At 42.6% G+C, this 12,666-nt stretch carries 14 protein-coding genes; all 14 read left to right on the forward strand.

All coding sequences use genetic code 11. The features are described from left to right. The first annotated feature begins 12 nt into the window (after positions 1–12). The 14 genes from ACWI_RS12815 to ACWI_RS19055 all read left to right on the forward strand — a co-directional run bounded on the left by ACWI_RS12815 (position 13) and on the right by ACWI_RS19055 (position 12,616). The gene (locus tag ACWI_RS12815) at positions 13–1,827 is read left to right on the forward strand and encodes a diol dehydratase reactivase subunit alpha (protein ID WP_070371831.1); all 1,815 of its coding nucleotides are present in this window, start codon (positions 13–15) and stop codon (positions 1,825–1,827) included. Positions 1,828–1,834: 7 nt separating this feature from the next. Then, entirely contained in the window at positions 1,835–2,203 is a 369-nt protein-coding gene (locus ACWI_RS12820; protein ID WP_228882360.1) for a glycerol dehydratase reactivase beta/small subunit family protein, read from the forward strand. A gap of 12 nt (positions 2,204–2,215) precedes the next feature. Beyond that, positions 2,216–2,590 (forward strand): BMC domain-containing protein, encoded by a 375-nt coding sequence (locus ACWI_RS19480; RefSeq protein WP_070371833.1) that lies wholly within the window; start codon positions 2,216–2,218, stop codon positions 2,588–2,590. 58 nt (positions 2,591–2,648) lie between these two features. Next, positions 2,649–3,302 (forward strand): phosphate propanoyltransferase, encoded by a 654-nt coding sequence (gene pduL, locus ACWI_RS12830; protein WP_070371834.1) that lies wholly within the window; start codon positions 2,649–2,651, stop codon positions 3,300–3,302. A 4-nt stretch (positions 3,303–3,306) separates the two neighbouring features. Next, positions 3,307–4,131: an ethanolamine utilization protein EutJ gene (gene eutJ, locus ACWI_RS12835; RefSeq protein WP_070371835.1), complete on the forward strand. Its 825-nt coding sequence runs from the start codon at positions 3,307–3,309 to the stop codon at positions 4,129–4,131. Between the two features lie 33 nt (positions 4,132–4,164). Next, the gene (locus ACWI_RS12840; protein WP_070371836.1) at positions 4,165–4,995 is read left to right on the forward strand and encodes a flavoprotein; all 831 of its coding nucleotides are present in this window, start codon (positions 4,165–4,167) and stop codon (positions 4,993–4,995) included. Between the two features lie 16 nt (positions 4,996–5,011). Continuing rightward, entirely contained in the window at positions 5,012–5,290 is a 279-nt protein-coding gene (locus ACWI_RS12845) for a EutN/CcmL family microcompartment protein (protein ID WP_014356937.1), read from the forward strand. Between the two features lie 12 nt (positions 5,291–5,302). Then, complete coding sequence (locus ACWI_RS12850; RefSeq protein ID WP_070371837.1) at positions 5,303–6,313, forward strand: cob(I)yrinic acid a,c-diamide adenosyltransferase; 1,011 nt, start codon at positions 5,303–5,305, stop codon at positions 6,311–6,313. A gap of 28 nt (positions 6,314–6,341) precedes the next feature. Beyond that, positions 6,342–6,752: a GlcG/HbpS family heme-binding protein gene (locus ACWI_RS12855; protein ID WP_070371838.1), complete on the forward strand. Its 411-nt coding sequence runs from the start codon at positions 6,342–6,344 to the stop codon at positions 6,750–6,752. Between the two features lie 35 nt (positions 6,753–6,787). Next, entirely contained in the window at positions 6,788–8,197 is a 1,410-nt protein-coding gene (locus ACWI_RS12860; RefSeq protein WP_070371839.1) for an aldehyde dehydrogenase family protein, read from the forward strand. Between the two features lie 14 nt (positions 8,198–8,211). After that, positions 8,212–9,537: a 4Fe-4S dicluster domain-containing protein gene (locus ACWI_RS12865; protein ID WP_070371840.1), complete on the forward strand. Its 1,326-nt coding sequence runs from the start codon at positions 8,212–8,214 to the stop codon at positions 9,535–9,537. Positions 9,538–9,560: 23 nt separating this feature from the next. Then, positions 9,561–10,517, forward strand: coding sequence for a DUF7973 family transport facilitator (locus tag ACWI_RS12870; RefSeq protein ID WP_070371841.1), 957 nt, complete (start codon positions 9,561–9,563; stop codon positions 10,515–10,517). Between the two features lie 59 nt (positions 10,518–10,576). Then, the gene (locus ACWI_RS12875; protein ID WP_070371842.1) at positions 10,577–11,125 is read left to right on the forward strand and encodes a BMC domain-containing protein; all 549 of its coding nucleotides are present in this window, start codon (positions 10,577–10,579) and stop codon (positions 11,123–11,125) included. 144 nt (positions 11,126–11,269) lie between these two features. Next, complete coding sequence (locus ACWI_RS19055) at positions 11,270–12,616, forward strand: hypothetical protein (protein WP_070371843.1); 1,347 nt, start codon at positions 11,270–11,272, stop codon at positions 12,614–12,616. Positions 12,617–12,666: the final 50 nt, after the last annotated feature.

Raw genomic sequence — 12,666 nt, forward strand, 5'->3', positions numbered from 1 at the left:
GGAGGACATAAGATGATTATTGCAGGAATAGATATTGGTAACGCCAGCACGGAAACCGCACTGGCCCGATATGTCGACGGAAAGCCTGAATTTCTCTGCAGTGGTATTGTTGATACCACTGGAATGAAAGGAACCCGTCAGAATATTCATGGAGTTTTCGCCTCTCTCAAACAAGCCCTTGAAAAAGCTGATTTAACCGTAGAAGATGTTGATTTAATCCGGATCAATGAAGCTGCACCCGTAATTGGTGATGTAGCAATGGAAACAATTACGGAAACAATTATTACGGAATCAACCATGATCGGTCACAATCCCTCTACACCAGGGGGATTGGGGATCGGCGTGGGTGTGACTGTAGACATAAGAGAAGTTAATAATTGCGATAAGGGCGAGTCAGTGATCGTTGTTATCCCCAGAGAAGTGGATTTTGAAGATTCCTCTCGGATTATTAACCATGCTGTTAATAACGGCATATTTATTAATGGTGCCATTGTCCAACGTGATGATGGCGTTTTAATTAATAACCGTCTTACAAAAAAAATTCCGATTGTTGATGAAGTTTCGCTGATTGATAAGGTGCCGAGAAACATGCGAGCTGCCATAGAGGTCGCCGCAGCAGGTTCGGTAGTCGAACAACTATCTAACCCATACGGAATTGCAACCGTATTTGATTTAACGTCCGATGAGACCAAGCAGGTTGTGCCTGTTTCACGTGCGCTTATCGGGAATCGTTCAGCTGTTGTTATCAAAACGCCGGCAGGGGATGTCAAAGAAAGAAAAATCCCGGCTGGTCAAATTATTATTCAGGGTACGAACAAAAAGGCCCAGGTTAATGTCGATGACGGCGCTGAAAAAATCATGGATGCAATACGTTCCGTAGCTCCTGTAGAAGATATTAGAGGGGAAGCTGGCACGAATGCTGGTGGAATGCTTGAAAAGGTCAGACAGGTCATGTCGCACCTGACAGATCAACTACCAAGTGCAATTAAGATTCAGGATTTATTAGCCGTTGATACATTTGTGCCGCAAACGGTCAAAGGCGGGGTGGCGGAAGAGTTTTCGATGGAAAATGCCGTCGGTATTGCCGCCATGGTTAAGGCAGATAAATTACAGATGAACATGATTGCCCATGAATTGGAAGCTGAACTGGGTGTAAAAGTTGAAGTGGGCGGAGTTGAAGCCGATATGGCCATCCGTGGTGCACTTACCACACCAGGTAGCAATAAACCTTTAGCAATTATCGATATGGGTGCTGGATCGACTGATGCAGCAATTATTAACAGGGCAGGTGAAATCAAATCCATTCATTTAGCAGGTGCCGGTAACATGGTCACGCTGCTAATCGCTTCGGAATTAGGATATGACAACATGGCGCTGGCAGAAGATATTAAAAAGTATCCCCTGGCTAAGGTTGAAAGTTTATTCCATATTCGTCATGAAGATGGAACTGTTCAATTTTTTGATAAGCCATTGGATCCCAGAACCTTTGCCCGGGTGGTTATTTTAACACCCAATGGAATGGTGCCAATGCCGGGGAATTACTCCTTGGAGCGAATCCGAGCTGTCCGACGCGAAGCAAAGACAAAAGTATTTGTTGTAAATGCCATTCGTTCATTAGAACGAGTGAGTCCGACTGGAAATGTTCGGGATATTGAATTTGTTACTCTGGTTGGTGGATCGGCTCTCGATTTTGAGATTCCCCAATTAGTAACAGATGCCTTATCCAAGTATAGTATTGTTTCCGGACGGGCGAATATCAGAGGGGTTGAGGGTCCGCGTAACGCAGTCGCCACCGGTTTGGTACTTGCTTACGAAGAAGGTGAATAAGATGCGGATGGATTTTGATGCTCCAAAACCAGAAATAAAAATAGTCCATGGGAAAAATATAATGTTTCAAAAAGTTGTTGACGAAGTATTGCACGGAATTGAAGAGGAAGGCGTGCCATTTTCCATCGAAGAATTGGAAGATGCCAATCCAGTTGAGCTTGCTTTTCGGGGTGCAGAACTTTCGCATCTTGGTGTAGGCATTGGAATTACTGAAAATGAAGTTGTTCTTCATTTTATCAAATTGAAAGAAGATCAGCCAATTTTCAGAATTCCAGCTTACAGTAACGAAGCAACATTACGGGCAATTGGAAGCAATGCTGCCCGACTGGTAAAAAAAATGCCTTTCAAAAATCTGGATAATACGGAACTGTCGTAAGGAGGGGTTGATTTGAATAGAGGAGAGGCCATTGGCCTAATAGAAGCTATTGGGTTGGCCACAGCGGTTGAAGCTGCCGATGCGGCAGTCAAGTCAGCAAATGTAAGACTGATTGGCTATGAAGCGTGTAAGGGTGACGGGATGTCAACCATTAAGGTGGCTGGTGATATTGGAGCTGTTAAGGCAGCAGTTGATGCGGCTACAGCGGCTTGTGCTAAAGGTCGTGGCGTTTGGGCAACCAAAGTGATTGCTAGACCCAGTGAAGGAATTGAAAAATTAATTTACAACAGTGAAACAGTGGGTTATGACCCACCGGTAGAACCAAAAGCTGAAGTTGTCACTATAGAAGAAAATGAAGAAACAGCAGAAATAAACTCAGAGGAATAATTGCTGAGTCGGCTGAAGGATTCAGACAGAAATGATCTTTTGAAGAAAAGGTGCTAGCATGAACGAAAATGAAAAACAAGTAATTGAGCAAATCGTAATTAACACAGTTAAAAAACTGATTGCTGAAAAAGATAGTCCGAATCGTGTAGTATTGGGAATCTCCAATAAACACATCCATCTTTCAAAAAAAGACATTGAAACACTTTTCGGAGAAGGTTATGAACTGACCAATATGAAAGACTTAAAGCAACCTGGACAATATGCAGCAAAAGAAACGGTTAAAGTGATTGGGCCAAAGGGTTGTTTTGACAAGGTTCGAATTTTAGGACCCGCCCGGCCGGAAAGTCAGATTGAAATTTCACTGACAGATGCCAGAACGCTGGGAATCAAAGCGCCGGTTTGCGAATCGGGACAGCTGGAAGGAACACCGGGGATTATCCTCGAGGGTCCATGCGGAACCGTTACCCTCACGCATGGTGTGATTGTTGCCCTACGGCATATTCATATGCCTCCTGATATTGCCCAAAAGTTAGGCATAAAAGATAAAGACTGGGTCAGTGTCGAAACATGTGGTGTTAGAAAAACAATTTTCTGCAATGTACTCGCGCGTGTATCCGATAAATTCGACTATGAAATGCATTTGGATACTGATGAAGCGAATGCGGCAGGACTTAACAACGATGATTATCTAAAAATAATCCCAAACAGGTGAAACAATGGATTGGAAATCTGGTAATGACGCAATATTGGAATTCGCAGAATTAATCCGGGAAAAAAAAGCCAATGCTTACACAGGTGAGCTAAAAGTTGGCGTCGATCTCGGGACTGCAAATATTGTCATCGCAGTGGTTGATGAAAATGATCGTCCCATTGCTGGAGCGACTCAAGGCGCGTCAGTTGTTCGCGACGGAATTGTCGTTGACTATCTCGGTGCGAGTCAAATTGTACGAAAACTTAAAGGTGAGGTTGAAGGTATCCTGGGTGTTGACTTGACATATGCCAAGGCCGCCACAGCCATTCCTCCTGGTATCCTGGCGGGGAATACAAAGATTATTTCCAATGTGGTTGACTCAGCCGACTTTGTGGTAACAAATGTGGTTGATGAACCGACTGCAGCTGCAACGGTGCTTGGCATCCAAAATGGTGCGGTCGTTGATGTTGGGGGTGGAACCACTGGAATTAGTATTCTCAAAGATGGTGAAGTTATTTTCACAGCCGATGAAGCGACCGGAGGGACACATATGAGTCTGGTACTGGCAGGTTTTCATCACATTAGCTTTGAAGAAGCAGAAGAACTTAAAAAGAACGAGTCACAGAAAAAAGTCTTCCCGATTATTAAGCCCGTGGTACAGAAGATGGCTTCCATCGTCAACCGCTTTGTGATCGGGTATGATGTTGACGTTATTTATGTGGTCGGTGGAGCGTGTGTCTTTAATGATTTTGAAAAGATTTTTGAAGATGAAACAGGCATCAAGACCATTAAACCGGTAGAACCATTATTGGTAACACCCTTAGGGATCGCCTTTAATTGTCAAAGGTAAGAAATGTGGTGATAGAATTTGGACATGGAGAAAATGCTCGAAAACGGATTATTGGATGTACTTATTCAAAAAATCGTTGACGAGGTTGTCAGGCGAATAAAAAATCAACCTAAAAAAGCAGTTGTTTTCTTTACGGGAGCGACGATTGGTTTTAAGGATTCGATGGATTCACTGTTGAAATTACAAAAAGATGGTTGGCAATTAAAAGTTGTTCTTTCTGATGATGGCATGAAGGTGTTAGATCCTGTTGCGATTCAAAAAGAATTAAATCTTGATGTAATTTACCACAGTGGCAACATAAAAAGCCAAAAAGAGCTATATGGATCGGCAGATATGTTTGTGATCGCTACCATGAGCGTGAATACGGCTGCCAAACTGGCGGTGGGAATAACTGATACAGTGCTGTTATCGCTCATTAATCATGGATTTATGGCTGGAACGCCAGTAGTTGCAGCAGTTAATGCCTGTAATCCGGATGATCCTCAAAGAGCATCACTGGGGATGGGCAAATCATCGCCTAAATATCGGGAAATGTTAAATAATAACATTGAAACACTGCGTGATTTTGGGATGAAGTTAGTATGTGGCAAAGACTTATATGCTACTTGTGTTGGTGGAACTCCCACAGAAACAAATGATTTAATCGTTACAAAGACAGCTGCCCCAGCTAAAAGCGAAGCGGTGGTAAATCAGGTCTCAGCTCATAATACTGGTGAGTGTCTGATTGACAAAAACGTTATCTCGCGGGTTGATATTTTAAAAGCCCGGGGATCAAATGTGATTAAGATACCATCGGCATCAATTTTAACAGGGTATGCAGCGGAAGCCGCCAAGGAATTTGGGCTTCAGATTATCAGGGTTTAATAAGGGTGGTGAATATATGCAGTTAGCAAAAGTAGTTGGAAACGTCGTATCAACCCAGAAAGATCCGAATCTTGTGGGATGTAAATTATTAATCATTAAAAAAATTGATGAGTATGGTGAATTTGAAAAATATTCAAGTTCGTCGACAGCAATAGCCGTTGATTCAGTAGGTGCAGGTATCGGAGAAACGGTGATCGTAACGTCGGGGAGCAATGCCCGTTATGTTTACGGTGACAAGATGGCTCCGCTGGATATGACCATTGTTGGCATTGTTGACGAAATTCAGATTGTTTAGTGGGGTGATGTGATGCCAAATGTATATACCCGAGGAGGGGACAAAGGGGAAACGGGTCTTTTTGGATCCAGTCGTACCCCGAAGGATAATATCCGTGTCGATGCATATGGAACCATGGACGAAGCAAATTCGGCCATTGGTTTAGCTTACTCTCTTTGCGATGATCAGGAAATCAAAGAAATTTTGCATTACCTGCAGAAGCGAATTTTTGTTTTAGGTGCAGAACTTGCCAGCGATGAAAAAGGCAAGACCATGCTGGCGGACAAAATTACTCAGGCAGATGTGGATTACATGGAATGCACGATGGAACACTATTTAGCAATTATTGGTCCTCAAAAGGCGTTCATTATTCCTGGTGCCAGTCCAGCATCAGCAGCTTTACATGTTGCCCGCACCGTTGTCAGACGCGGTGAGCGATTGATTGTAAAATATAATCGCGAAAATGAAGAAAGTCGTCCAGAATTGGTAAAATTCGTCAATCGACTCTCGGATACCCTTTTTGTGCTGGCGCGGACAGTTGAGTTTAATGGTGTTGTAAAACAAATAGTCGACCGGGTCAAAGAAAAATTGAATCTGTTAGAAACTGAGCAAGCAGAAAGTATCAATGAAGACACGTGTGATAAAGAATATAGTCTACTGACACTGGCCAAGAAAATGGCTGCTGCTGCCAGAGTAAAGGCTGAAGAAATCAATGTCCCCATTGTCTTTTCAGTGGTCGATTCCGGTGGAAATTTAGCCTACTTTGAACGGATGGAAGATGCTTTAATGGTCAGCATTGATATTTCAGTGAATAAGGCCTATACTGCCAATGCATTGAAAATGTCCACGGATAAAGTTGCCAGCGTCGTTAAAGAAGATGGCTCTCTCTATGGCCTCCAATGGACCAATAATGGTCGGATGGTCGTCTTTGGCGGGGGATATCCTTTAAAAGTCAATGGCGAAGTCATTGGCGGAATTGGCGTAAGTGGTGGAAGTGTCGATGAAGATATGATTATTGCAAAGAGTGCGTTAGCTGTGTTATAAAAATACTAATTAATCAGGAGGAAGAAAAATGACGACTACTGGAAAATTATTAGATATGGCAAAGAAAATGGCAGAAGCGGCGGCTGCAAAAGCAATCGAAATCGATGTACCAATGGTTATCGTAATTTGTGATGCCAGTGGTAACACCGTATTATTTAACCGGATGGAAGATTCTTTATTGGCCAGTATGGATATCGCAACCAATAAGGCTTATACTGCAGTTGCTCTTAAAATGGGCACCGATCAGGCAGCTGACCTTGCAAAAGAGTCAGGACAACTTTTTGGAATTGCGAGCTGCGATAAAGGAAGAATGGTTGTGTTTGGCGGTGGCTTCCCGATTTTTGAAGCGGGTAAAATCATCGGCGGTATCGGAGTAAGCGGCGGCAGTGTTGCAGAAGACATGACTGTTGCTCAAGCTGGACTAGACGCTATAAAATAAGACAAAAAATTAACACGATCCAGGAGGTACCTCGTATGAATATAGATACTACAGGTATAGAATATATTGTAAAAAAAGTAATGGCAGAAATCGATTGTGCAGTTGAAGGCGGAAAGCCACTTAAAGATGGTGAGCTTGGGATCTTTAATGATATGGAGAACGCCATTGATGCAGCTTATGAAGCGCAGAAAACCTTCATGAGACAGCCAATAGCCTTTCGAAGCAAATTGATAGCAGCGATGCGGGCAGAAATGCTCAAAAAAGAAAATATGGAAATGATTTGCCAGTTGGCAGTTGAAGAAACTGGCATGGGAAATTATGAACATAAACTTTTAAAACATGAATTGGCAACAGTAAAAACACCCGGTGTGGAAGATCTTGTTGCCGATGCCTTCACTGGTGATGACGGGTTAACCTTAATTGAACAGTCTCCATTTGGCGTGATTGGCTCAGTTTCACCTTCGACTAATCCCAGTGAAACAGTTATCTGTAATTCAATTGGCATGTTAGCGGCAGGAAATACAGTCGTATTTGCACCCCATCCCAGCGCAAAAAAAACCAGTGCTTTAACAGTTAAATTGTTAAACAAGGCGATTTTAGAGGTTGGTGGTCCGGAAAACCTGATTGTTACAACTGCAGAACCAACAATTGACAGTGCCAATACCATGTTTGCCAGCCCCAAAATCACCATGCTTTGTGCTACCGGTGGACCAGGTGTAGTCAAGACTGTATTACAGAGTGGCAAAAAAGCGATTGGAGCTGGTGCCGGAAATCCTCCAGCGCTGGTTGATGAAACCGCTGATATCGAAAAAGCCGGGAAAGATATTATTGATGGTTGTTGCTTTGATAATAATCTTCCCTGTATTGCGGAAAAAGAAGTTGTTGTCGTCGAACAAGTTGCCGACTACCTGATCTTTAACATGAAGAAAAATGGTGCTTATGAACTGAAAGACGCCAAGAAAATTGCCGAATTGGAAGAGCTGGTTATTCCCGGTGGTCGCCTGAGTCGTGACTATGTGGGACGAAGCGCCAAAGTAATTCTTAAAGGTATTGGAATTGACGTTGACGACTCCATCCGGGTAATCATTATGGAAACCAGTAAAGATCATATCTTCGCTGTTGAAGAATTAATGATGCCAATCCTTCCCATTGTTCGTGTAAAAGATATTAAAGAAGGAATTGATGTGGCTGTTGCGCTGGAACATGGTAATCGACATACTGCGATTATGCATTCAACAAATATCAATAACTTAACTGAAATGGCAAAAAGAGTGCAAACCACTATTTTTGTTAAAAATGGCCCTTCATATGCTGGTATCGGAGTTGGTGGGGAAGGCTATACAACCTTTACCATTGCTGGTCCGACCGGTGAAGGTCTAACATCTGCTAAGACATTTACTCGTAAACGAAGATGTGTATTAGTAGGAGGATTTACGATTAAATAATAGAGGTGTTGTTCATGAGCGCAAATTTAGTAGAATTGGTACAAAACGCCGGCATTGTAGGTGCAGGCGGGGCAGGGTTTCCAACCCAGGTCAAATTAAATTGCAAAGTTGATACCGTCGTTGTCAACGGAGCAGAATGCGAACCACTATTGCGCGTCGATCAACAACTGATGGCACTGGAGGCTGTTAAAATGTTAACGGCACTCCAGGCTGTTATGGATCACACACAAGCAAAGGAAGGCATTATTGGCCTCAAGAAGAAATATACACCTGCTATTGAAGCATTAAACAAAGAATTACCAGCATTTCCCAAGATTAGAATGCACTTGTTAAAGAATTTCTATCCAGCGGGAGATGAACAGGTCCTTGTTTATGAAACAACGGGACGGATTGTGCCTGAAGCCGGAATTCCGTTAAATGTTAATACATTAGTTATAAATGTGGAGACACTTTTGAACATTTATGATATAATGGTAGACAATAAACCGGTTACAGATACATATTTGACATTAACAGGTGAGGTTAAGAATAAGCTCACAACAAAGGTACCACTTGGTATTACTGTTCGCGAAGCTTTGGAATTAGCCGGCGGAACAACCATCACGGATTTTGTCGTGATCAACGGCGGACCGATGATGGGTAAAATCGTCGATTTAGAGTCAACGATTACAAAAACAACGAAAGGACTGATTGTTTTAGCAAAAGATCATCCATTGATAATTTCTAAGACAAAGTCCATCAAGGAAACCATGAAAATGGCAGGGATGGCTTGTATGCAATGTAACTATTGCACCGAGCTGTGTCCGCGATACGCTTTGGGCCATAACCTGGAACCCCATAAGTTAATGCGGATTGCTGCCTATGGTTCAACCTGCGATACGTCCACTCAAGCTACAAACGCTTTTCTATGCTGTGAATGTGGCTTATGTCAATATGCATGTGTAATGGACTTACAACCTTGGAAGTTCAATACCATGCTAAAGCGAGAACTGGGAAGTAAGGGGATCAAAAATCCTCACCACAATGCACCAACATCAGCTGTGCCCTTCAGAGAAGGCAAACAGTTTAACGTTTACCGTTTGGTATCACGATTGGGACTGACGAAGTATGATCTTCCGGCTCCGATGGTTGAAACGGATAAGACGTTTACTAAAGTCAACCTATTATTGTCACAACATATAGGTGCTCCTGCAGTAGCAGTTGTAAACGTTGGGGATCATGTGGAACGAGGACAACTTATCGGGGATATTCCTGAAGGTAAACTGAGCTCAAAAGTTTTTGCTAGTATTAGCGGTAGGATTTCAGCCGCGGATAGTGAAAAAATCACTATCGAGTCCTAAATCATATTTTAAGGGGGATAATTATGGACTTTACAATGTTAATCGCCGCATTTGGCGGTGGCGTCTTAGCCACATTTATGGGCGGGATCACAGCCTTTGTTTTCACCGGTTTAACCGTTTTGGCGGCAATCATGGGTGGAGATTTTGGGGCACCTGCAATTGGTATTATTAGTTTTGGTTCTTGGTTTGGTCCACATGTTGCCTTCGCTGGTGCTGTAGCTGGTGCTGCGTTTGCAATGACAAGAAATCATATTGAAAATGGTCAAGACATCGTAACACCACTGGTAAAATTTGGTGATCCAATGGTATTGATCGTTGGTGGTATCTTCGGTATGGTTGGTTTCCTGATCCAATACATTGTTGGACCACTGGTTGGACCAATTCTCTTTAATGGTATTTTGGGAGAAGGCGCTGCCGGCTGGACCGACACTGTTGCTTTCACCGTAATGCTGTCTGGTATTATTGTACGTTTAGTATTTGGTAAAACTGGTATCACAGGAAAAACACCAGCTGGTGAAAAACGCGAATGGATTACTACTGGAAGCCGTTTAGGATTTGTTCTTACTTACGGCGCAGGTATTGGTATCTTAATTGGTGGCGTTGCTGCTACATTAGGTACATTAGGTTTAGTTGGCGGAAGTGAAGAAGCTGCATACTTATTCTCAATGACACCAGTAATTGGGTTCTCTGTTGCTGCTATCTCACTGATCCTGATTATGTGCGGACATTATTTTGAAGGATGGCATCATATTGTTTTACCTTCTGGTTCAACCGCAGTAATCGTATTCTCAGCTACATTGAATCCGTTTGCTGCCATTATTGGCGCAGCAATTACAGGTATGTTCACAGCATTTGTTGGTGAATGGGCTGCAAAAACTTTAAATAGCCATTGCGATACCCATATCGACCCTCCTGCTGTAACAATCTTTATTACACAGTTCATTAACTTTACAATTTTAGGCGGATTCATTTTCGTTTAAAACGCATTAACGCAATCTGGTAAAATAAAAACATTCACAGTATAGAAAGAAGTGGTATTTTGAAAAAAGCAGTTGGTTTTATGGAATTTAAGAGCATTCCAGTTGGTATAGAATCCACTGATGAAATGCTGAAATCCGCTAATGTTGAGCTGCTGATGGCATCACCCTTATGTCCTGGAAAATACGTCAGTATTATTGCTGGAGATGTCGGTGCTGTTGAGGCGTCAATAAAGAATGGGGCGCATGTGGGTGGTATCCATATGTTAGAATCTCACGTTATACCGAATATTCACCCTGATGTTCTGCCAGCAATGCTAGGCGCTGGGGAAATCGGTGATGTGAAATCGCTGGGTATTGTTGAAACGATTAATGCAATTTCTTCAATTTTAATCGGAGATATTTGTGCGAAAGCATCAAACGTAGAACTCCTGGAAATTCGAATTGCTAGAGGCTTGGGTGGTAAAGGCTTTGTATTAATCACTGGCGAAATTTCTTCTGTTAAAATGGCCATTCAAACGGCCCAGACGGAAATGGCAGAATCGAATCTCATTACGAGTTATTCGGTAATATCATCTCCACATAAGGATATTGCAAAAATTCTATTTTAACTGAAGATTAAAAATTAAAATGTATAAAAAACAAATGGCTTCGGTCATTTGTTTTTTATACATCAAAATTCTGTTTTTTATAAGTGCACCAAGGCCATTTATAAAAAATAGAAGGAAAATTACGTCATTAAAAAGGAGATCGTCATGGCTCGTAAAAGTAAACCTAAATCACAATTAACAAAGGACACAGCTATTCAAAGTGGTTCGGATCTATCGAATTCAAGTGAAGTGGGGAATGAAGAAGTGGGAAAATTGGACGATTTTATAAAAAAGGTTGGCAGAGTGATCACGGGCAAAGAGGATAATGCCGAGGATTCGAGTGATAGCAATCCCAAGAAATCGGAAGCATCAAAAACTGAGGTACAGGTAGAAGTCGAAAAAGAATTAAAGACAGAAGCCAAAGCAGAAGCAGAGGCAAAAGCCAAAGCAGAAGCAGAAGCAGCGGCGAAAGCCAAAGCAGAAGCAGAGGCAAAAGCCAAAGCAGAAGCAGAGGCAAAAGCCAAGGCAGAAGCAGAGGCAAAAGCCAAAGCAGAAGCAGAGGCAAAAGCCAAAGCAGAAGCACAGGCAAAAGCCAAAGCAGAAGCAGCGGCGAAAGCCAAAGCAGAAGCAGAGGCAAAAGCCAAAGCAGAGGCAAAAGCAAAAGCAGAAGCAAAAGCCAAAGCAGAAGCAGAGGCGAAAGCCAAAGCAGAAGCAGCGGCGAAAGCCAAAGCAGAAGCAGCGGCGAAAGCCAAAGCAGAAGCAGCGGCGAAAGCCAAAGCAAAAGCAGCGGCGAAAGCCAAAGCAGAAGCAGAGGCAAAAGCCAAGGCAGAAGCAGCGGCGAAAGCCAAAGCAGAAGCAGAGGCAAAAGCCAAGGCAGAAGCAGAGGCAAAAGCCAAAGCAGAAGCCAAAGCAGAAGCAGAGGCAAAAGCCAAAGTAGAAGCAGAGGCAAAAGCCAAGGCAGAAGTAGAAGCGAAAGCCAAAGCAGAGGCGGAAGAACTTGCTCAAAAAGCAGCAGAAGCAAAAGCAGCTGCAGAGAAGAAAGCTAAGGCAGTGGCAGAAAAATCCAAGGCACTAATCGAAAAAGTGCATCATAAAGTTCAGGAAGAAGCAGCTGCAATTAAAAAAGCAGCGATTGAGAAACAAGCGTTGGAAGAAGCAAAAAAACAGGAACAAGCAAAAAAACAAGCAGAGCTTGAAGCCAAAAAAGAAACTGAAGCCAAGGCAGAATTAAAGGCCGAGCAAGAAGAAGCACAAAAAATCGAGCGGGCTCGTCAAAAAGAAGCCGAAGAAAAGGAAAAAAACAAAATCGAGCTGGAGGATCGGCTACGGAAAGAAATCAGGAATAAAGCAAAAGAACTGCAAGAATTGACGGCAAGTGCGATTGAACGTGCAATTGCAAAAGAAAAAAACGTTCGCGCAGAAATTGCCGAAAAAAGAAAAAAAGCTCAAGCTGAAAAAGAACAGGCAAAAAAAGCTAAAAAAGAAAAAGAACTACCGTTTCATCTTCTATAAAAATTTAGGAAGTTCCTTTTGATATCTCAAAAGGAACTTCTTTTTTGATA

Source organism: Acetobacterium wieringae, from assembly GCF_001766835.1.
Classification (GTDB): domain Bacteria; phylum Bacillota; class Clostridia; order Eubacteriales; family Eubacteriaceae; genus Acetobacterium; species Acetobacterium wieringae.

What these genes read in the sequence shown, in the direction of transcription:
- ACWI_RS12840 (WP_070371836.1), top strand. Translation starts at nt 4,165, where the DNA reads ATGCTCGAAAACGGATTATTGGATGTACTTATTCAAAAAATCGTTGAC.
- ACWI_RS12855 (WP_070371838.1), top strand. Translation starts at nt 6,342, where the DNA reads ATGACGACTACTGGAAAATTATTAGATATGGCAAAGAAAATGGCAGAA.
- ACWI_RS12870 (WP_070371841.1), top strand. Translation starts at nt 9,561, where the DNA reads ATGGACTTTACAATGTTAATCGCCGCATTTGGCGGTGGCGTCTTAGCC.
- ACWI_RS12865 (WP_070371840.1), top strand. Translation starts at nt 8,212, where the DNA reads ATGAGCGCAAATTTAGTAGAATTGGTACAAAACGCCGGCATTGTAGGT.
- ACWI_RS12820 (WP_228882360.1), top strand. Translation starts at nt 1,835, where the DNA reads ATGGATTTTGATGCTCCAAAACCAGAAATAAAAATAGTCCATGGGAAA.
- ACWI_RS19055 (WP_070371843.1), top strand. Translation starts at nt 11,270, where the DNA reads ATGGCTCGTAAAAGTAAACCTAAATCACAATTAACAAAGGACACAGCT.
- eutJ (WP_070371835.1), top strand. Translation starts at nt 3,307, where the DNA reads ATGGATTGGAAATCTGGTAATGACGCAATATTGGAATTCGCAGAATTA.
- ACWI_RS12815 (WP_070371831.1), top strand. Translation starts at nt 13, where the DNA reads ATGATTATTGCAGGAATAGATATTGGTAACGCCAGCACGGAAACCGCA.
- ACWI_RS12850 (WP_070371837.1), top strand. Translation starts at nt 5,303, where the DNA reads ATGCCAAATGTATATACCCGAGGAGGGGACAAAGGGGAAACGGGTCTT.
- ACWI_RS12860 (WP_070371839.1), top strand. Translation starts at nt 6,788, where the DNA reads ATGAATATAGATACTACAGGTATAGAATATATTGTAAAAAAAGTAATG.
- pduL (WP_070371834.1), top strand. Translation starts at nt 2,649, where the DNA reads ATGAACGAAAATGAAAAACAAGTAATTGAGCAAATCGTAATTAACACA.
- ACWI_RS12845 (WP_014356937.1), top strand. Translation starts at nt 5,012, where the DNA reads ATGCAGTTAGCAAAAGTAGTTGGAAACGTCGTATCAACCCAGAAAGAT.